The organism is Bacteroides luhongzhouii (assembly GCF_009193295.2).
Classification (GTDB): Bacteria; Bacteroidota; Bacteroidia; order Bacteroidales; family Bacteroidaceae; genus Bacteroides; species Bacteroides luhongzhouii.
In genome coordinates this window covers 5,278,305-5,298,562 of the sequence record NZ_CP059973.1, presented here as the reverse complement: position 1 = coordinate 5,298,562, position 20,258 = coordinate 5,278,305, and the positions used below count along the sequence as shown (strand labels likewise).

Here is a 20,258-nt window from a genome sequence, read left to right as displayed (position 1 = left end):
CTGTTTGTTTTCGGTGTTTTGGTATCTATAAAGGGACTTTCGGTAGAGCGAAAAGTTACGTAAAACAAGAGGCTGGCACTTTAAAAAGTACCAGCCTCTGTAAATATAGGAATGATTTATTTCATTTTAGCTTCCACCCATTTGCGAGCGTTGACAAACGCTTCTATCCATGGAGTAACCTGATCGCTGTTCTTGCGGTCTGCCGGATAACAACCGTTTTGCCATGGGAAGATGGCACGTTCCAAGTGGGGCATCATCGCCAAATGACGTCCGTCTGCACTGGCAAGTCCTGCGATGGAGTAGTCTGAACCGTTCGGGTTGCCCGGGTACTCATCGTAGCTGTATTTCGCCACTACATTGTATTTGTCTTCATCGTATGGCAGTGAGAATTTACCTTCTCCGTGTGCTACCCAGATACCCAGTTTACTTCCGCTTAGTGAACCGAACATCACACTGCGGTTTGTTGGGATAGTCAGGCCGACGAAAGTAGACTCGAATTTATGGGAGTCATTGTGTAGCATCTTGCCTTTTTCCTTATGTTCAGGGTTGATCAGACCGAGTTCCATCATCAACTGGCAACCGTTACAGATACCTAGTGAAAGTGTGTCTTCACGAGCATAGAACTTGTCGAGCGCTTCTTTCGCTTTCGGGTTGAACAGGAAGCCGCCTGCCCATCCTTTGGCAGAACCCAAAACATCGGAATTAGAGAAACCACCGCAGTAAACAATCATGTTTATGTCTTCCAGTGTTTCGCGTCCGCTGATGAGGTCGGTCATCGTAACGTCTTTTACGTCGAAACCTGCCAGATAGAGTGAGTACGCCATTTCGCGCTCACCGTTTGTACCCTTCTCACGGATGATAGCCGCACGGATACCGCTTGGGGTACGACGATCCGGAGTGATACCGTATTGAGAAAGCTTACCTTTGAATTCCGGCATGAAAGCGAATTCAACAGGTTGCATCTTATAGTTTTCGAAACGTGCTTTTGCGCAACCGTTCATAGATTGTTTGCGGTCGAGCAGGTAAGAAGAAGAATACCATACATCACGCATATAATCGATACCGAATTGGTAAGTAGCACCGTCTTTAGATACCAAAATGTGGCGTTCGTCAGTCGGTTTACCCAGCTTTATATAGCCTACGCCGGCGTCTTCCAAAATCTTCTTCACTTCATCCTTATGCTTGTCGCTGATCTGGATAACGATACCTGGGTTTTCCGCGAACAGAATTTTAACGATATCTTCTTCCTTCATCTTGTCGAGGCTGATTTCCAAGCCGCCTTCTACATTAGAGAAGCACATTTCGAGCAATGTAGTGATTAAACCACCGGCAGATATATCGTGTCCTGCAAGGATCAATCCTTTGTTTACAAGTTCCTGTACGGCAAGGAAAGCGTCACGGAAATATTCGGCATCCTGTACGCAAGGTACTTCGTCACCCACTTTACCCAAAGATTGTGCGAAAGCCGAACCACCTAATTTCAGTTCGTCGAAGCTGAAGTCAATGTGATAAAGCGTAGTCTTTTCATTGTTAACCAATACCGGAGATACCACTTTCTTCACGTCGGAAACTTCACCGCCGGCAGAAACAATCACAGTTCCCGGAGAAATCACTTTCTCACCGTTCGGATACTTCTGTGTCATAGACAGAGAGTCTTTTCCGGTAGGAACGTTGATTTGCAATGCGCAGCAGAAGTCGCTCAATGCTTTTACAGCCGTGTACAGACGGGTGTCTTCACCTTCTTGAGAACGGCAAGGCCACATCCAGTTGGCAGACAGAGAAATACTGTCCATACCTTCCGCCATCGGAGCCCAAACAAGATTGGTTAGTGCTTCAGATACGGAAAGGATAGAACCGGCAGCCGGATCAGCCAATGCTGCTTGCGGAGCATGTCCGATAGAAGTAGCGATTCCTTTTTCGCCACGGTAATCAAGTGCAACGACACCGCAATCACTCAACGGCAACTGAAGTTCGCCCTGACATTGCTGGCGTGCCACTTTACCTGTTACCGAGCGGTCTACCTTATTTGTCAACCAGTCTTTGCAGGCAACAGCTTCAAGCTGCAATACATTTGTCAGATATTCATGTAATTTAGACAATTCGTATTTCGGCATTTCGTAATGACGTTCCACGGTTTTGTCTACCATATATGTCTTGGGAGAAGAACCGAACATCTGCTCTACGGCAAGATCAAACGGACGTACACCGTCAGCCTGTTGGAAGGCGAAACGATGATCGCCGGTTGTTTCACCGACTACATACATTGGAGCGCGTTCGCGTTCGGCAATCTTACGTACATGTTCGATGGCTTCTTCTTTAATCAATAGACCCATACGTTCCTGGCTCTCGTTGGCGATGATTTCTTTTGCCGATAAAGTCTTGTCACCGATAGGCAATTTACTCATCTCGATTAAACCACCACATTCTTCCACTAGTTCGGACAGACAGTTTACGTGTCCGGCAGAGCCGTGGTCGTGGATAGAAACCACCGGATTTACCTCTTCTTCACAAAGAGCGCGTACCACATTGTTGGCGCGTTTTTGCATTTCAGCATTAGCGCGTTGTACGGCATTCAACTCGATACCACTGCTGTAACGACCGGTATCTACAGAAGATACGGAACCGCCACCCAGTCCGATACGATAGTTGTCACCACCGATTACTACCACTTTGTTTCCTGCTTCCGGTGTACCTTTCAGACAGTCACGTTGTGTGCCGTAACCCACACCGCCGGCAAGCATGATTACTTTATCGTAACCATAAACTTCCTTGTTTTCCGTATGTTCGAAAGTCAGTACCGAACCGCAGATCAGCGGTTGGCCGAACTTGTTACCGAAGTCGGAAGCACCGTTGGATGCTTTGATAAGAATCTGTTCCGGAGTCTGGTACAACCATTTGCGTACCGGAAGAATTTCTTCCCATTCGCGTCCTTCATCGGTACGCGGGTAAGAAGTCATGTAGACAGCAGTACCTGCAATCGGCCATGAACCTTTACCACCACCCATACGGTCGCGGATTTCACCACCAGTACCGGTAGAAGCGCCGTTGAACGGTTCTACGGTAGTCGGGAAGTTATGTGTTTCCGCTTTCAGTGAGATAACGCTCTTGATGTCTTTTATCTGGAAGAAATCAGGTTTTGAATGATCTGCCGGAGCAAACTGTTCAACAACCGGACCTTCAGCGAAGGCTACATTATCTTTATAAGCAGAGATGATTTTATTTGGATTTTCCTGTGTTGTCTTTTTAATCATTTGGAACAGAGAGGATTCCTGTTCTACACCGTCGATGATGAACGTTCCGCCGAAGATTTTGTGGCGGCAGTGTTCGGAGTTGATTTGTGCGAAGCCGAATACTTCAGAGTCAGTCAGTTTTCGTCCGAGATCATTTTCCACTTTCTTCAAGTAGTCCATTTCCTCTTTAGAAAGAGCCAGACCTTCTTTTTCATTATACACTTCGAGATCTTCGATGTAGATGATCGGTTCCGGCTGACGGTTTGTCGTGAATAAGTTTGGGTCGAGTCCTTTGTACATGCGTTGGAGCATCGGGTCGTAGTCAGCGTTTTCGTCCTTAACAGGGAAGTACTCCTCGATGCGGCTGATGCCTTCGAGCCCCATGTTTTGGGTGATTTCTACTGCGTTTGTACTCCAGGGAGTGATCATTTCGCGGCGTGGGCCAACGAAACAGCCTTTCAGGTTTTCTTCACTTTCCATCACGGCTTCGCCAAAAAGCCAGCAGAGTTTATTACTTTCGTCAGGGGTGAGCTGATGGTTGCTCTCTACGGCAATCACGCTCTTGGAAGGGGTTCTGAAAAAAAGAATCATGTTGTATATTTACGATTTTACGATTTACGATTTTACGATTGAAGTTCCTGCAGGAGAAACTCTTCTCTTTTTCTGTGGCGCAAAGATAATCAATTTCGTTGGTGGTAGGAAAAAAATAGAGAATAAATTCCTATACCTTATTTAATATGTTTATTTTCGATGTACGTTTTACTTATTATCGCTATATATAGTGATTCTTGTGTGGAAAAAACGTTAATATACTATCCCCATATCACAAAAAAGTGCGATATTTGCGACATGATTCAGATAGAGACAATATTCGATATATTAGTGAAAGGCTTTATTATTGGCGTTGTTGTGTCCGCACCCCTCGGTCCGGTGGGCGTATTATGCATCCAGAGGACTCTGAATAAAGGGCGTTGGTACGGATTCGTAACGGGGCTGGGAGCCTCGTTGAGCGATATAGCCTATGCTTTGCTCACCGGTTACGGGATGAGTTTTGTGTTCGATTATATTAATAAGAATATTTTCTATCTGCAGTTGTTGGGGAGTGTCATGCTACTCCTTTTTGGTATATATACCTTTCGTAGCAATCCGGTGCAATCCATTCGTCCGGCTTCGTCCAGTAAAGGTTCTTATTTCCATAATTTTATTACCGCCTTTTTCGTCACTCTATCCAACCCCTTGATAATCTTCCTGTTTATCGGACTTTTTGCCCGCTTTGCCTTTGTGCAGCCGGGAGTCCTGGTGTTTGAAGAGATCACGGGATATCTTGCAATTGCTATAGGAGCATTGACTTGGTGGTTGGGTATCACTTATTTTGTGAATAAGGTGCGCACTAAATTCAATTTACGTGGTATCTGGATACTGAATCGTGTTGTAGGAAGTATCGTAATGCTGGTATCTGTTGCCGGATTGATTTATACTTTGTTGGGAGAGTCACTTTATTAAGAGATAACATAATGAATCAGATAGCACAACAACTGAAAGAGAGAAACATTGCCGAATACCTTATATATATGTGGCAAGAGGAAGACTTGATCCGCGCCAATCATTGTGAACCGGAAGAGATGGAGGCAAATGTAATTGTCCGTTATCCGGAAGATCAGCGGCCTGCCATGCGAGAATGGTATACCAATCTGATAACGATGATGGGCGAGGAAGGAGTACGGGAAAAAGGGCATCTGCAGATTAATAAGAACGTGATTATCAATCTGACAGAGTTGCATAACGCATTGTCCTCTTCTCCTAAATTTCCTTTTTACAGTGCCGCTTATTTCAAGGCATTGCCATTTATCGTAGAATTACGGAATAAAAACGGCAAGAAAGATGAGCCCGAACTGGAAACCTGTTTTGAAGCGTTGTATGGAGTGCTCCTGCTTCGTCTTCAAAAGAAACCTATCAGCGAAGGCACTGCCAAGGCAGTGGAAGCTATCACTAGTTTCCTTTCTATGTTGGCAAATTATTATGATAAAGACCGTAAAGGTGAATTAAAACTGGATGAATAAATGAGAATTTTAGTAACGGGTGCCAACGGTCAGCTTGGCAATGAGATGCAGGTGCTTGCGAAAGAGAACCCGCAACATACGTATTATTTCACAGATGTGCAGGAGCTCGACATTTGTGATGCGCAAGCTGTTTGGGCTTATATGGCAGAGAAGCAGATTGAGCTTGTTGTTAATTGTGCAGCTTATACAGCTGTAGATAAAGCAGAAGATAATCAAGAATTAGCATACAAATTGAATTGTGAAGCACCAAAACAACTGGCAAGTGCGGCCCAAGCCAATGGTGCTGCCATGATACAAGTATCTACTGACTATGTATTTGACGGTACTGCGCATACTCCATACACAGAAGAGTGCGATCCCTGCCCGGATTCTGTGTACGGCACCACTAAACTGGAGGGAGAAAAGGAGGTAATGAATTGCTGTGAGAAAACAGTCGTTATCCGTACTGCATGGCTCTATTCCACTTTCGGTAATAATTTCGTGAAGACGATGATTCGTCTTGGAAAAGAGCGTGACAGTTTGGGGGTTGTTTTCGACCAAATCGGAACTCCGACATATGCCAATGACTTGGCACGGGCCATCTATACCATTATTAATAAAGGTGTAGTTCGCGGTATTTACCATTTCAGCAATGAGGGAGTTTGTTCCTGGTACGATTTCACAGTAGCTATTCATCGCCTGGCAGGAATAACCACCTGCAAAGTGACCCCTTTGCATACAGCCGAATATCCTGCGAAAGCAAACCGTCCGGCATATTCCGTGCTTGATAAAACAAAAATAAAAACAACGTTCGATATAGAGATTCCTCATTGGGAGGAGAGCCTCAAACAATGCATTGATAAAATTATGAAAGATGAATAATGAATTTGGCTATGTTATTCCAGCATAGCCCATTCATGCTTATAATTCATAATTCTAACTAAAAAACTATGGCAGATAATACAGAAATTTTGAGACGGCGGACGTTCGCCATTATTGCGCATCCGGATGCCGGTAAGACATCTTTGACGGAAAAGTTATTGCTTTTCGGAGGTCAGATACAGGTAGCTGGCGCGGTAAAGAGTAATAAGATTAAAAAGACGGCTACATCCGACTGGATGGAAATCGAGAAACAACGTGGTATTTCGGTAACGACTTCCGTGATGGAATTCGACTATCGGGACTATAAGATTAACATTCTCGATACTCCCGGTCACCAGGACTTTGCCGAAGATACATACCGCACGCTGACGGCTGTGGACAGCGTTATCATCGTTGTAGACGGTGCAAAAGGTGTGGAAACGCAGACGCGTAAACTGATGGAGGTGTGTCGTATGAGAAAGACTCCGGTAATTATCTTCGTCAACAAAATGGACCGTGAAGGAAAAGACCCGTTCGATTTGCTCGATGAACTCGAAGAAGAACTGATGATTCAGGTTCGTCCCTTGTCCTGGCCGATCGAGCAGGGAGCACGTTTTAAAGGAGTATACAATATCTACGAACAGAAACTGGACTTGTATCAGCCATCCAAACAGATGGTTACAGAGAAAGTGGCAGTCGATATTCATTCGGAAGAACTGGATCAGCAAATTGGCAAGTCGTTGGCAGACAAGCTGCGTGGTGATTTGGAACTGATTGAGGGTGTTTATCCGGAATTTGATTCGGAATCCTATTTGGCAGGAGACTGTGCGCCTGTATTCTTTGGATCGGCGTTGAACAACTTCGGTGTGCAAGAGTTGCTGAACTGTTTCGTAGAGATAGCTCCCAGCCCTCGTCCTGTACAGGCAGAAGAGCGTGAAGTGAAACCTGACGAACCGAAATTCACCGGCTTCATTTTTAAGATAACTGCCAATATTGATCCTAACCATCGTTCTTGTGTGGCATTCTGTAAGATTTGTTCGGGTAAGTTTGTCCGCAATGCTCCATATACACACGTTCGTCATGGAAAAACAGTGCGTTTTTCATCGCCTACCCAGTTTATGGCACAGCGCAAAACAACGATCGACGAAGCTTATGCAGGAGATATTATCGGTCTGCCGGATAATGGTACTTTTAAGATTGGCGATACATTGACAGAGGGTGAACAGCTTCATTTCCGCGGATTGCCGAGCTTCTCGCCGGAGATGTTCAAGTATATCGAGAATGCCGATCCGATGAAACAGAAACAGTTGGCAAAAGGTATCGATCAGTTGATGGATGAAGGTGTGGCACAGCTGTTTGTCAATCAGTTCAATGGGCGTAAGATTATTGGTACGGTGGGACAGTTGCAGTTTGAGGTCATTCAGTATCGTTTGTTGAATGAATACAATGCGTCCTGTCGTTGGGAGCCGGTAAGCCTTTATAAGGCTTGTTGGGTGGAGAGTGATGACCCGGCGGAACTGGAGGCTTTCAAGAAACGTAAATACCAATACATGGCAAAGGATAGAGAAGGGCGCGATGTGTTCCTGGCAGACTCCGGTTATGTACTTCAGATGGCTCAGATAGACTTTAAACACATAAAATTCCACTTTACGAGCGAGTTTTAAGACATATTCGTACGATTTTAACTAAAAAATCAGGTAAAAAAAGGGAAAACATATCTCATATAAATGAGTGAAGAGAAATGAAGACACTATCCTGGGATAAGATTCAGCAAGGGGATGAAGAGGCATTCCGGCAGCTTTATGAGCAATATGCAGATTTACTGTATGGATATGGCATGAAGATAGCCGGTGATGATACTCTGGTGACCGAAGCGATACAGTCGTTGTTTGTTTATATCTTTGAGAAAAGAGAAACTTGCGCGGCGCCTCAATCCATACCCGCTTACTTGTGTGTTTCGTTGAGACACATGATAGTGAACGAGCTGAAAAAAGAGAATAGTGGATCATTCAAATCACTGGATGAAGTAGGCACAAACGAATATCAGTTTGATCTGGAGATCGATATTGAAACTGCTATTATCCATTCAGAGTTGGAAAAAGAACAGCTGGAAGTTTTGCAGAAAGAACTGAATAATTTGACAAAGCAACAGCGGGAGGTATTGTATCTGAAGTACTATAAGAAGATGAGTCCGGAAGAAATAGCCCAGGTGATGGGGCTCACTTCGCGTACAGTTTACAATACTACTCATATGGCTATATCCAGTTTACGGGAGCGCATGAGCAAATCTTTCTTGTTACTGGTGGCAGCTAATTTGTGGATTTTTAATTGAGGTGAGATATGGAAAAGTGGACAGAATCTTTAGATAAATACCTGGAGGACGGTAAGCTTCCTCTAATGGGCGAAATATTTTCCCGTAAGAAAGAGATAGGCGATAAATTAAAGTTGCAGCGCGAAGAAAGCCATAAGATTACCTTAAGCCGGAAAAGAAAACAAAGTGTCGGAAAAAGCTTCTCCTTTTCTTGGGGAGTGGCAGCTGCGGTTGTCTTTCTTTTGGGGGTAGGCAGTTACTTCCTGGCAGAGGAAAAAGTGGAGACAAGTAATACTGCAATGAATTATGAATTGCCCGATGGCAGTAGTGTGCAGGTGATGGAAAACTCACGTTTGACTTACAATCATATAACATGGCTTTGGGAACGTAAGTTGCAATTGTTGGGTAAAGCCTCTTTCAATGTGACTAAAGGCAAGACATTTACCGTCAGCACTGAAGCCGGTGACGTGACGGTGCTCGGCACTAAATTCCTGGTCGATCAGCAGGGAAAGAAGATGTTCGTAAACTGTGAGGAAGGAAGCGTGAAAGTTGAGACTGCCGTAGGTAATCATACATTGCTTGCCGGAGAAAGTGTGCGTTGCGATGAAACCAAGATTGTACCTGTAGAAAAAAAGGCGGAAGAATCGGAGTTCCCTGAAGTGTTAGGATATGAAGATGACCCGCTGATAAATGTAGTGGCAGATATTGAGCATATATTTAAGGTAACAGTCGTCGGGCATGAGAAGTGCGAGGGACTGACCTACAACGGGACGGTCTTAACGAAAGACCTGAACGCCACACTGGAAAAAGTTTTCGGATCGTGTGGAATCAGTTATCAAATACGAGGGAAAGAAATTATTTTGCAATAAAAAAAGCCTCTTCTGACTATCCGGAAGAGGCTTTTTTGTTTTTCTTCAAATTTTCTTCGTTTTTTCTTGGTAAAAAAGCAACGAGTGCTTCTCTTTCTAATAGATGAGCTATTTAATGATGTTTGAAGAAAACGGTAGAATTGATTAGAAGATTAAATGTTGTAGAAGAAATTAGAAATTATCCGGTAGAAATAAGGCCGGGATTCAAAACAAACAATGTTTTAAAAGAAATACAAACTAAGACTCAAAGCAAACAATAGACAGTGGCAGATGAATCATTCCTGCCACAGACGTAAGCCGGAAAGGTTCCCTCATCGGAAGTAATATGAGCTTTAGAGGCTTGTTTTTTTCCGATCAAACAGACTTAGTTGGCTTAAAAGGGTTTTTCTGCTAGACTGCTACGCTAATTAAAAGAATGAAAGCCGTGATGGCGCATGAGAGGTTTAACAAGACCGGTTTTATCTGGTAGTTTAATAGTAGGTTAAGAGAGTATGAAACCAGAAAAGGGCTGAACCGGTCTATCATTGAGTATTTTTATTTAATAATTGTTTTATCAGAGTGTGAGAGAAAGTTGAGGGGCTTTCTCTCATATTTTTTTTGTAGGGACGATAAATCGTTCAATGGTAAATCATCTGGTTTTTCAATCAGAGAAATGACGTTTTTATACATTATATTCCTTTCTTAATTTATTTTATAATAAAAATTTGGTATTTTCGAACGCTTTTTGGACAAACAACTTAAAATACTAATAGTTTATTATATGGAAAATATCGAAACAGCGATCCTGCTGATGGTGGTCGGAATGGCTACCGTGTTTGTTATTCTGCTGATTGTGATTTGTTTAGGTAAGTTGTTGATTACATTAGTCAACAAGTATGCTCCTGAAGAAGTGGTTCCTGTGAAGCGGGAAGCATCGCAAGGTCCTGCCCCTGTTCCGGGAAACATCTTAGCCGCCATTACAGCTGCTGTAAACGTGGTGACACAAGGTAAAGGAAAAATCACTAAAGTAGAAAAATTATAAATCTATAAAGAATATCACTGAAAGACATGAAAAGAGAAGTAAAGTTTAGTTTGGTTTTCCGAGATATGTGGCAATCTGCCGGAAAATACGTACCTCGTGTAGACCAACTCGTAAAGGTAGCTCCTGCCATCATTGAAATGGGCTGTTTTGCCCGCGTAGAAACAAACGGCGGAGGTTTTGAACAGGTAAATTTATTGTTTGGTGAAAACCCGAATAAAGCTGTGCGTGAATGGACAAAACCGTTCCATGAAGCCGGTATTCAAACCCACATGCTCGACCGCGCACTGAACGGACTCCGTATGAGCCCCGTTCCGGCAGACGTCCGCAAATTATTCTACAAAGTAAAGAAAGCACAAGGAACAGACATTACCCGTACATTCTGCGGATTGAACGACGTGCGTAACATTGCTCCTTCCATCACATACGCGAAGGAAGCAGGCATGATTTCGCAATGCTCGCTTTGCATCACTCATTCGCCTATCCATACCGTAGAGTACTACACCAATATGGCGCTGGAACTTATCAAACTGGGAGCAGACGAAATCTGTATCAAAGACATGGCAGGCATCGGTCGTCCCGTATCATTAGGTAAGATCGTAGCAAATATCAAGGCGGCACATCCCGAAATCCCTGTTCAGTATCACAGCCATGCAGGTCCCGGATTCAACATGGCAAGCATCCTCGAAGTATGCGAAGCCGGTTGTGACTACATCGACGTAGGCATGGAACCACTATCATGGGGAACAGGTCACGCTGACTTGCTTAGCGTGCAGGCGATGCTGAAAGACGCCGGATATCAAGTGCCCGAAATCAATATGGAAGCCTACATGAAAGTGCGCGGCATGATTCAGGAATTTATGGACGACTTCCTCGGCTTGTATATCAGCCCGAAAAACCGTCTGATGAACTCCTTGCTGATTGCTCCCGGACTTCCCGGCGGTATGATGGGTAGTCTGATGGCCGACCTCGAATCCAATTTGGAATCAATCAATAAATATAAGGCAAAACACAATCTGCCGTTTATGACGCAAGACCAGTTGCTCATCAAGCTTTTTGATGAAGTGGCTTATGTATGGCCTCGTGTCGGTTATCCTCCATTGGTGACTCCGTTCAGCCAATACGTGAAGAATCTTGCCATGATGAACGTGATGGCCATGGAAAAAGGAAAAGACCGTTGGGGAATGATTGCAGATGATATCTGGGATATGATTCTGGGTAAAGCCGGACGTCTGCCGGGCAAACTTGCTCCCGAAATCATTGAAAAGGCGGAACGTGAAGGTCGTAAGTTCTTTGAAGGTGATCCGCAGAATAACTATCCTGATGCCCTCGACAAATACCGCAAACTGATGAAAGAGAACAAATGGGAAGTGGGACAGGACGATGAAGAACTCTTCGAATATGCTATGCACCCGGCTCAATATGAGGCTTATAAGAGTGGCAAAGCAAAAGAAGACTTCCTGGAAGACGTAGTCAAACGTCGTGCCGAAAAAGATAAATCTCCGGAAGAAGACGCCAAACCGAAGACACTGACCGTACAAGTGGACGGACAGGCTTATCGTGTGACGGTAGCATACGGTGATACCGAACTACCTGCTGCTCCTGCAAGTGCTGCAGCTCCGGCAGGAGAGGGTAAAGAAGTACTTTCTCCGTTGGAAGGCAAGTTCTTCTTAGTGAAAGGTGCGCAGGAAACTCCTTTGCAAGTAGGTGACACAGTGAAAGAAGGTGATGTAATCTGCTATGTAGAAGCGATGAAGACCTACAATGCCATCCGTGCAGAGTTTGGTGGTACAGTGACTGCTATCTGTGTCAACCCGGGAGATGCTGTTTCAGAAGATGACGTATTAATGAAGATAGGATAATGAACGAAATATTTGAGAACTTATATGACATGACTGCGTTCAGCAATATCATTGCCGAACCGCAGTTCCTGATAATGTATGCCATCGCGTTCGTCCTGCTCTATTTGGGTATTAAGAAACAGTACGAGCCGTTGCTGCTTGTTCCCATCGCTTTCGGTGTGTTGCTAGCCAACTTCCCCGGAGGAGATATGGGCGTGATTCAGGCAGACGAGAATGGTATGGTGATGGTAAACGGAGTGTTGAAGAACATCTGGGAAATGCCTTTGCATGACATTGCCCACGAACTGGGAATCATGAACTTCATCTACTATATGTTGATTAAAACAGGTTTCCTGCCTCCGATCATCTTTATGGGTGTCGGTGCGCTGACGGACTTCGGGCCGATGTTGCGTAACCTGCATCTTTCTATATTCGGTGCAGCTGCACAGTTGGGTATCTTTACCGTGTTGCTGGTAGCCATCCTGATGGGATTCACTCCACAGGAAGCCGCTTCTCTGGGCATTATCGGTGGCGCGGATGGTCCGACAGCCATCTTTACCACCATCAAACTGGCGCCGCATTTGCTGGGCCCGATTGCCATTGCCGCTTATTCGTATATGGCGCTCGTTCCGGTGATTATTCCGCTGGTAGTGAAACTGTTCTGTACGAAGAAAGAGTTGAGCATCAACATGAAAGAACAGGAAAAGAAGTACCCTTCGAAGACTGAAATCAAGAACCTGCGTGTATTGAAGATTATCTTCCCGATTGTGGTAACTACTATTGTTGCCCTCTTCGTGCCAAGTGCAGTGCCTTTGGTGGGTATGTTGATGTTTGGTAACCTGGTGAAAGAAATCGGAACCAACACATTCCGCTTGTTCGATGCCGCTTCCAATAGTATCATGAATGCTGCCACCATCTTCCTCGGACTGTCCGTAGGAGCAACGATGACAGCCGAAGCATTCCTCAACTGGACAACAATCGGTATTGTGATCGGTGGATTCCTTGCATTTGCACTTTCTATAACCGGTGGTATTTTCTTTGTGAAACTGGTAAATCTCTTCTCGAAGAAGAAAATCAATCCGCTTATCGGCGCCACTGGTTTGAGTGCCGTTCCGATGGCGAGCCGTGTAGCCAATGAGATTGCTTTGAAATACGATCCGAAGAATCACGTATTGCAGTATTGCATGGCAAGCAACATCTCCGGAGTAATCGGTTCTGCCGTAGCTGCGGGTGTGTTGATTTCCTTCCTTGCGTAAGCGAGGAGAATCTTCATCATTGAAGATTTTATTTCTTCATGGAGAAATACTTTTTATACATTCAAGTTTGGCAGACTCATTTGATAACGCTACCTTTGTGAGTAATGTATAACAGTAAAAACGGAAAGCGTATGAGCACAATGTCATTAGAGGCGGAAAAGAATGCACTGATTCGTCAGATTCTGGATGTGGATGATATAGCTATCCTGAAAAAGATAAGATCAATGTTGAATCATGAAGAAGAACAGGTGAGGGTAGTTGCTGAAGAGGCAACTCCTTATCGGACAAAGACCGAAATTCTGGAAAGCCTTGATGAGGCGTGCAAGGAATTGAAGTTGAATCTGGAAGGTAAGCTGGATTTTAAGCCAGCGGAGGATTTGCTGGACGAGTTGTGATATAACGTATTCTCCTCGTTTTGCGAGAGAATTGAAAAAATTGAGCAAACATTACAAATCTCTGAAGTTGGATTATGCCAATTTATTGGAATCTCTGAAAGCGAATCCTGAACAAGGAGTCAGCTTGGGTAATAATCTTCGTAAGGTTCGTATGGCCATTACTTCGAAGAATAAAGGAAAGAGCGGAGGTGCGTGAGTGATAACCTATACGGTGATTCTGACAGAGGTAGATTCGGAAATAAAGTTGCTTACTATCTACGACAAGTCCGAATGTGAAAGTTTGACAGATAAGGAAATAGAAGATATCCTGAAGCAAAACGGTATTTTGTAATCCTTATGATATAAAAAGAAATCGTCCTGTTTCACGGTTACGTGATAACAGGACGATTTCTTTTATAAGACTAAGACTTTGTGAACAAGTTTCTTTTGTTTCTAAATTTATTCACTAATTACCTTTCTGTATTCCGCTACCGCCATCTTTTCCGACAGATACGCATTAATCAGATTGGTGTGCGCCTGGGTCCATGACAATTGCGCGGAGAGCACATCCACCATATTTGCCTTTCCCTCATTATACGAGAAAGAAACCAAATCAAGATTTTCATTAGCCAGATTCATAGTCTCTTTGGCGGTTTTCACTTGATATTCCGTTTCCGTCAGTTTGGTCAGGGCGGCAGAAAGTTCCTCATTGATATGATCGGTCACATAGCTTTGTTGCAGTTTCTGTATGCCGATATACGCTTTCTGCTGACGGTTTGTTTTGAATCGGGCTCCCCAATGGAAGATCGGTATATTCAGGTTAATGCCGATGATGGGATTGAAAGAAATATCATAACCGAGGTTAGGCGTTCCGGTAGCCCATCCACCGCTGAAATACATATTCAGCTGCGGGTTGAATTGGCTAAGAGCCGCTTTGCGTTGCGCCTGACTCCTCATGATGTTCACCTCCGTACTTTCATAATCCGCCCGACGTTGCAGTACATTCTCCAGAGAAAGGATCTGCACCGGAGCGGAAGCCGTGTCAATCGTGTACAGACTGTCTATGGGATTGTTCGGCTCTTCTCCCATCAGGATATTCAGCTTTTGCAGTGCCAGCGTATAGTTCTGACGTGCCTTGATATATTGCAATTCCGCTTCTTTCAGCCGGGTGGAAATCATTAATAAGTCCGTGCGGCCAATCATCCCGTCGTTGAAACGATCCTGAATGATGTCATACTGTTGCTTCACGATATTTTGATACTTGTCTGCCGCCTGCAACATAGCCTGTGAAGCGGAAGCATTCCAGTAAACCGCATCGCTCTGATAATGAATCTGGTCGATGGTAAGCTCCTCATTTAGTTGATCCAGTTTTTCGTCCGCTTTGGCAATCTTGTGCTGGGCGTTGAGTGCCCCGCCCGTGTACAACGGTTGCGAGACGATAAAGACACCTTGATAGGTGTGATTGCGGTATTCGCCTACCGGTTCGTTCCATGCATTAAGGTCGCTCATGTTGAGGGTTCCGTCCGCATTGACATCAATTTTGGGCAAGAATCCCGTGTGAGCAATCTTCCGTGCTTCCGTACTTGCTATCGTCTTTAGTTTCTGTTGTTTCAGAATTTGACTGTAAGCTTCCACTTTATTCCGGTAAGCTTCCCGGCTAAGATAGGGCTGTTGTGCCCCGGCTGTGAGGCCGAGGAGCAACAGTGACAGAGTTATAAGTTGAGTTTTCATTTTTATTCAATTATTTGATTCTTTGAATGGCACAATAGGCAACCGGAAGAACAAACAGCGTCAGAGCTGAAGCCACCAACAGACCTCCCATAATTGTAGCCGCCATACCGCCGAACATTGCGTCGAACAACAACGGCAACATACCCAGAATGGTAGTGCCGGACGCCATCGCTACCGGAATAATACGGCTCGTTGTAGCACTGACAACAGCATCCAACGGCTTTTTACCCGTTTTTGTCTCCAGATCAATCTGTTCTACCAGTACAATCGCATTTTTGATATTCATCCCAATCAATCCGAGCAAACCAAGGATGGAGAAGAAGTCGAACGACTTGCCTAGCAACACCAATCCCAAAACGATACCGATAAAAATAAGCGGTAACATCAACAAGATCACTGTCGGCTTACGATACGTCCTGAACAAGAACAACAGAGTGACGAACATCAGGAAGAACGTCAAAGGTAAATTCTTGGCCAACGCCTCGTTTGACTCCACCTGACTTTCCTGTTCCCCGAAATACTTCATCGTATATCCCTCCGGCACTTTAATCTCTTTCTGCACCAGCGGCCAAACCTCATTGAAAGCAGCAATCGCGTTCACTCCGCGACGCGGATCGCATTGCGCCATCATCACCATTTGCCGGTTGTAATCCTTCACATTCGAGAAACGATATTGGAAATCAAATTCCGATACCACCTGTTCCAGACTGGTCGTTTCATTCCCCGTGCCGAACACGGGCAACGTGCGCAGGTCATTGATGTAGAACGAATCCACCGTGTTATCCTTCAATAAGATAGGAAGCACCTGGTCTCCCTGACGGTACTCGCCAAGTGTCATGCCTGTGGTTCCGATCTGGATGCTTTGTGCCATTCCCTGACGCGATACCCCTAATGGTTGCGCCCGTTCGGGACTATATACAGGCTTCCATACAGGAATTTTATTTCCCCACGAATTACGCACATTGATTAAATCCGGATTCCGGTGCATAATCTCCAAAGCCTGGTTGGTGAGCGCCACGAGCGTGTCTACATTCGGACCGATAAACCCGATTTCGATAGCGGCATCCACCGCAGGCGACAGTTTAAACAGGCTGGTGCGGGTAATTGCATTCGGATAATTCGCCTTCATGTACGCGTCGAAATCTTCCTCATACTCTTTCGTATATTTACTGTCTGTCAATTCAATCAATACATTGGCAAAATTCGGTTTCGGACCCACCGAAGTAGAAGCGAGGTAATACCTTAGCGGTGTGCTGCCGAAGGTGATCGACACTTTCTTCACTTCCGGCTGTTTTGCCAGATGCTCTTCCACGGATTTCATCTCTTTCACTACATCGTTGATGCTATACCCGTCAGGGTAGAACACGTCTGCCCGGAAATAAGGCTTGTCGAGAGAAGGGAAGAAGTTTTGCGGCATCGTTCCCATGATAACCAGCGAAGCAACAAAAAGCACTACCATCGAACCTAGTGTCAATGTTTTCCTGCGAATCAGTGTGCGGAGGATGGAGGCGAATTTGTGATAGAACGGTTTGTCATACGGGTCTTTCGCGCCGTCCTTTGCTTTCGCTTTCAGGATGAAATTACCGAAAACAGTGGTCTGCGTCAGCGCGAGCACCCAGCTCAATCCCAGCGAGATGGCGAGCACCACAAAAAGCGGTTTCACGATTTCCGCCACGGCAGAAGGAGCAAGGTAGAGCGGGAGGAACGAACAGATAGCGATGAACGTAGCCCCAAGCAATCCCCATTGCGGACCGGTTGCGCCGTCTATCAGCGCTTTCCGCCGGTCTACTCCGCGGGCGATGGCAATCTGTGCGTTGTCCGTCACCACGATGGCGTTATCCACCAGCATACCCATGGCGATGATAAATCCCGCCAATGAAGTACGGTTCAGTCCGACACCGAAGAAAGACATGATAAGCAGTGTGCCGCCAATAGAGAAAATCAGTGACGAGCCGATCAGCACACCTGCGCGCAACCCCATCACCAACATGATAATCACAATTACAATCAGAATCGATTCGATCAGATTGATGATAAATCCGTTGTTGGCTTCGTTGGCAATTTCGTTCTCCAGATACAGGCTTTGCAGTTCCAGTCCCACAGGCATCAGTGGCAGCAATTCGTCCAGTTTGGCTTTCACGTTCTTGCCCGTCTGCACCACGTCCCGTTGCGGGTCGGTGGAGACACCGATGCCGATGGCACGTTTGCCGTTCACGTGCATGATATTGGATGGAGGGTCCATATACCCTTTTTCGATGACGGCGATATCACCCAGTTTCACCTGTCCGGCTTTGGTGGTAATCACCTGGTTGCGGATATCGTCTACGGTGGTGTACATACCGTTGGCAGTCACCCGGAGCTGTTGTTCGCCGGCACGGATTTCTCCGGTATTGATAATCTGGTTCTGCGATTGCAGCAGACTGGCAAGCTGTTTCGGATCGATGCCCATACCTACGAGCTTGTTGGTGGAAATAAAGATATTGACCACCTCCGTCTGCGTCCCGAACAGGGCGACTTTCATCACTCCGTCCGCCGTCACTACCTGCGTCTTGATACGTTCCGCCCAGTTGCGCATCTCTTCGTATGTGTAACCGTCGTCCGCCGTCAGACCGTAATAGATGCCGAACACGTCGCCGAAATCATCGGAAACCGTCGGCGCGGAAGCACCGCTCGGCAACTGTGGCTGTATATTAAGCACCTTCCGTCGCAACTCATCCCACTTCTGCGGAATGGAGCTTGCCGGCAAGGAAGGTTGCAACTCGAATGTGATTTTTGAGAGCCCGTACATAGATTCTGATTTGATCTTGTACACACCGCTCATGCTTTGGATCTCGCGAGAGATAGGCTCGGTAATCAACCGCTCCACTTCTGCCGGTTCGGCACCCGGATAGCGGGTCATAATAACCGCCGACTTGATGACGAAAGGAGCATCCTCTTTCTTGCCCAGCTTGCCGAAAGAAGTGATTCCTCCAATCAGCAGCACAGCGAGAAAGAAATAGATGATTTTCGTATTATCTAATGAATATCTGGCTAAACTCATAATAAATGATCGTTGATAGTTGATGAATGACAGCGGATAAATGATAGTTAATCATTTATCACCTATCACCTGTCAACAGTTGTAATAGATTCTCCTTCTACTAGTTGGTGTACGCCTGCTATGACGATTTTTTCACCGGGTTTCAAACCTTCCGAGATGAGCGCCTGTGCTTCTCCTGTCGGGGCGTTGACGGTCACTTCCCGTTTGTGGACTTTGTTGTCTTCTACCACCCAGACATACATTTTATTCCCTTCGCTTTCGCCGAATACGGCACTCAGCGGTACAATCGTCCAGCTATCCTGCACCAACGGACCTATATCTGCCGTGAAACGAATGCCACACGTGAAACCGGGTTTCACAGCATACAGATCGCGGTCGAATGACGGATCGTCAATCGTGATGCTGACCGGAATCCCTGTGCCATCCGTAGAAATATCAAGATATTCCTCCAGCTTCGCTTGAAACACGTGTCCTTTAAATGTGTCGAACTCTACAAGGAAACGCGGGTCTTTGGCGCGCAATAAATAAAGATACGCATCCGGAATGGTGAATTTGATACGCAGATTGTGCGTATTGACAAGCTGAACGATACCCTCACCGGAATTGACACGCTGATAGTTTTCCACCAGCCGTTTTTCGATAGAACCGTCGAAAGGAGCTGTCAGCTTGGTGTCGCGCATATTGTTGGCAGACAGTTCGTATTCAGACTTCGCCTTCTGGAAGTTGGCGAGGCTGATTTCATATTCCTGTACGGAGATCGCTTGCCGGGAGAGGAGCCGTTTGTTACGTTCCACTTGTGCCGAAGCCGTTTCGTATGCCGATTTCGTAGCGGCATATTGCAATGCGATATCTCTGGGGTCGATAGCTGCGATGAGTTGTCCTTTTTTCACTTTCTGTCCTTCGATGACAGGAAGCTGGATGATTTGTCCGTTGACCCGGAAAGCCAGCTTCACATATTCCACCGCTTCCACGATTCCCGAGAAATCTTTTCTGATAATCGATCTTGACTCGACAATCGTAGTCTTTACGGGACGGGCAGTTGTCGTTGTCGTTTCTTTTTTCTGTCCGCAGCCGGCCAGCAAGATTGCAGCCGCCAGGACGAATCCAAATTTCTTTTTCATATACCACGTTGATGTTTAGAGGTTTTGCGTTGATAAATAGCGAATAATATACTAAAACAACTCCCGTTTATTTATGTTCAACATTCCTATCTTTTTCATATTCTGTCTTTTAACTTTTATATGGAACACAAAAAACGGGAACTTTACGAGTTCACCACAGGGGACACAGAGTTCTTCTTTCTCTTTCCGTAAGTAAAACAGAGCGATAAATACGATTACTCTGTGTTACTTTATAGTGAATAAGAAATAGTAAACCTTTGTGTCCTCCTTGTCCTCTGTGGTGAAATATAAATTCCTATTTAACAAAGAAGTGTGTAGAAATAAACTAAAATCGCACTATTTGCTCATTTCAGTGCAAGAATGAATAAACTATGCTCTAGTTAATTATACCTCGCTACTATGCTACTTTTATTTTTTCTTCTTGCCTATATTATTTCTTTGATTGCCTAATGAGTTTTCGTTTGACAACTGTCAAGCGATAGTTCAACTTAAGTTAAGCGTTCGTTCGACAACTGTCAAACGAAAACTCATTAGGCTATGAAATACATATTAATAGGGAAGCAATTA

General features: G+C 45.1%; 14 protein-coding genes and 1 pseudogene. 11 read left to right on the top strand and 4 right to left on the bottom strand.

The annotated features are described in order from the left end of the window. Positions 1–116: 116 nt before the first annotated feature. Positions 117–3,821, bottom strand: coding sequence for a phosphoribosylformylglycinamidine synthase (purL, locus tag GD631_RS20280; protein ID WP_143259384.1), 3,705 nt, complete (start codon positions 3,819–3,821; stop codon positions 117–119). A gap of 258 nt (positions 3,822–4,079) precedes the next feature. On the opposite strand from purL, the gene GD631_RS20275 reads away from it, so the two are divergent. From GD631_RS20275 to GD631_RS20225, 11 genes and pseudogenes are all read left to right on the top strand, one after another. Next, on the top strand, positions 4,080–4,733 hold the full coding sequence (locus GD631_RS20275) for a LysE family translocator (RefSeq protein ID WP_004314184.1): 654 nt from the start codon (positions 4,080–4,082) through the stop codon (positions 4,731–4,733). An 11-nt stretch (positions 4,734–4,744) separates the two neighbouring features. After that, entirely contained in the window at positions 4,745–5,290 is a 546-nt protein-coding gene (locus tag GD631_RS20270) for a DUF4924 family protein (RefSeq protein WP_143259385.1), read from the top strand. Beyond that, positions 5,291–6,151: a dTDP-4-dehydrorhamnose reductase gene (gene rfbD / locus GD631_RS20265; protein ID WP_143259386.1), complete on the top strand. Its 861-nt coding sequence runs from the start codon at positions 5,291–5,293 to the stop codon at positions 6,149–6,151. A 68-nt stretch (positions 6,152–6,219) separates the two neighbouring features. Further along, complete coding sequence (locus GD631_RS20260) at positions 6,220–7,794, top strand: peptide chain release factor 3 (RefSeq protein ID WP_143259387.1); 1,575 nt, start codon at positions 6,220–6,222, stop codon at positions 7,792–7,794. A 77-nt stretch (positions 7,795–7,871) separates the two neighbouring features. Then, positions 7,872–8,462 carry an RNA polymerase sigma factor gene (locus GD631_RS20255; RefSeq protein ID WP_004300948.1) on the top strand — a complete coding sequence of 197 codons (591 nt, stop codon included), beginning with the start codon at positions 7,872–7,874 and terminating at the stop codon, positions 8,460–8,462. A gap of 8 nt (positions 8,463–8,470) precedes the next feature. Then, positions 8,471–9,310 (top strand): FecR family protein, encoded by an 840-nt coding sequence (locus tag GD631_RS20250; protein WP_143259388.1) that lies wholly within the window; start codon positions 8,471–8,473, stop codon positions 9,308–9,310. Positions 9,311–10,070: 760 nt separating this feature from the next. Further along, positions 10,071–10,331, top strand: a complete 261-nt coding sequence (locus tag GD631_RS20245; protein ID WP_004311386.1) for an OadG family protein — start codon at positions 10,071–10,073, stop codon at positions 10,329–10,331. Positions 10,332–10,357: 26 nt separating this feature from the next. Continuing rightward, positions 10,358–12,190 carry a biotin/lipoyl-containing protein gene (locus GD631_RS20240; protein ID WP_143259389.1) on the top strand — a complete coding sequence of 611 codons (1,833 nt, stop codon included), beginning with the start codon at positions 10,358–10,360 and terminating at the stop codon, positions 12,188–12,190. Beyond that, positions 12,190–13,425, top strand: a complete 1,236-nt coding sequence (locus GD631_RS20235; RefSeq protein ID WP_004300937.1) for a sodium ion-translocating decarboxylase subunit beta — start codon at positions 12,190–12,192, stop codon at positions 13,423–13,425. Before GD631_RS20240 ends, GD631_RS20235 begins: the two co-directional genes overlap by 1 nt. Before the next feature lie 131 nt (positions 13,426–13,556). Continuing rightward, positions 13,557–13,820 carry a hypothetical protein gene (locus GD631_RS20230; protein ID WP_049703533.1) on the top strand — a complete coding sequence of 88 codons (264 nt, stop codon included), beginning with the start codon at positions 13,557–13,559 and terminating at the stop codon, positions 13,818–13,820. A gap of 40 nt (positions 13,821–13,860) precedes the next feature. Beyond that, positions 13,861–14,151: pseudogene (locus GD631_RS20225) on the top strand (addiction module toxin RelE). A gap of 107 nt (positions 14,152–14,258) precedes the next feature. On the opposite strand, the gene GD631_RS20220 reads toward GD631_RS20225, so the two are convergent. The 3 genes from GD631_RS20220 to GD631_RS20210 form a co-directional block, all read right to left on the bottom strand. Beyond that, positions 14,259–15,530: a TolC family protein gene (locus tag GD631_RS20220; protein WP_185911522.1), complete on the bottom strand. Its 1,272-nt coding sequence runs from the start codon at positions 15,528–15,530 to the stop codon at positions 14,259–14,261. A gap of 10 nt (positions 15,531–15,540) precedes the next feature. After that, a complete protein-coding gene (locus GD631_RS20215; RefSeq protein WP_143259391.1) occupies positions 15,541–18,570 on the bottom strand; it encodes an efflux RND transporter permease subunit in 3,030 nt (1,009 codons plus the stop codon). 65 nt (positions 18,571–18,635) lie between these two features. Continuing rightward, on the bottom strand, positions 18,636–19,691 hold the full coding sequence (locus GD631_RS20210) for an efflux RND transporter periplasmic adaptor subunit (RefSeq protein WP_143259392.1): 1,056 nt from the start codon (positions 19,689–19,691) through the stop codon (positions 18,636–18,638). Positions 19,692–20,258: the final 567 nt, after the last annotated feature.

What these genes read in the sequence shown, in the direction of transcription:
- purL (WP_143259384.1), bottom strand. Translation starts at nt 3,821, where the DNA reads ATGATTCTTTTTTTCAGAACCCCTTCCAAGAGCGTGATTGCCGTAGAG.
- GD631_RS20275 (WP_004314184.1), top strand. Translation starts at nt 4,080, where the DNA reads ATGATTCAGATAGAGACAATATTCGATATATTAGTGAAAGGCTTTATT.
- GD631_RS20270 (WP_143259385.1), top strand. Translation starts at nt 4,745, where the DNA reads ATGAATCAGATAGCACAACAACTGAAAGAGAGAAACATTGCCGAATAC.
- rfbD (WP_143259386.1), top strand. Translation starts at nt 5,291, where the DNA reads ATGAGAATTTTAGTAACGGGTGCCAACGGTCAGCTTGGCAATGAGATG.
- GD631_RS20260 (WP_143259387.1), top strand. Translation starts at nt 6,220, where the DNA reads ATGGCAGATAATACAGAAATTTTGAGACGGCGGACGTTCGCCATTATT.
- GD631_RS20255 (WP_004300948.1), top strand. Translation starts at nt 7,872, where the DNA reads ATGAAGACACTATCCTGGGATAAGATTCAGCAAGGGGATGAAGAGGCA.
- GD631_RS20250 (WP_143259388.1), top strand. Translation starts at nt 8,471, where the DNA reads ATGGAAAAGTGGACAGAATCTTTAGATAAATACCTGGAGGACGGTAAG.
- GD631_RS20245 (WP_004311386.1), top strand. Translation starts at nt 10,071, where the DNA reads ATGGAAAATATCGAAACAGCGATCCTGCTGATGGTGGTCGGAATGGCT.
- GD631_RS20240 (WP_143259389.1), top strand. Translation starts at nt 10,358, where the DNA reads ATGAAAAGAGAAGTAAAGTTTAGTTTGGTTTTCCGAGATATGTGGCAA.
- GD631_RS20235 (WP_004300937.1), top strand. Translation starts at nt 12,190, where the DNA reads ATGAACGAAATATTTGAGAACTTATATGACATGACTGCGTTCAGCAAT.
- GD631_RS20230 (WP_049703533.1), top strand. Translation starts at nt 13,557, where the DNA reads ATGAGCACAATGTCATTAGAGGCGGAAAAGAATGCACTGATTCGTCAG.
- GD631_RS20220 (WP_185911522.1), bottom strand. Translation starts at nt 15,530, where the DNA reads ATGAAAACTCAACTTATAACTCTGTCACTGTTGCTCCTCGGCCTCACA.
- GD631_RS20215 (WP_143259391.1), bottom strand. Translation starts at nt 18,570, where the DNA reads ATGAGTTTAGCCAGATATTCATTAGATAATACGAAAATCATCTATTTC.
- GD631_RS20210 (WP_143259392.1), bottom strand. Translation starts at nt 19,691, where the DNA reads ATGAAAAAGAAATTTGGATTCGTCCTGGCGGCTGCAATCTTGCTGGCC.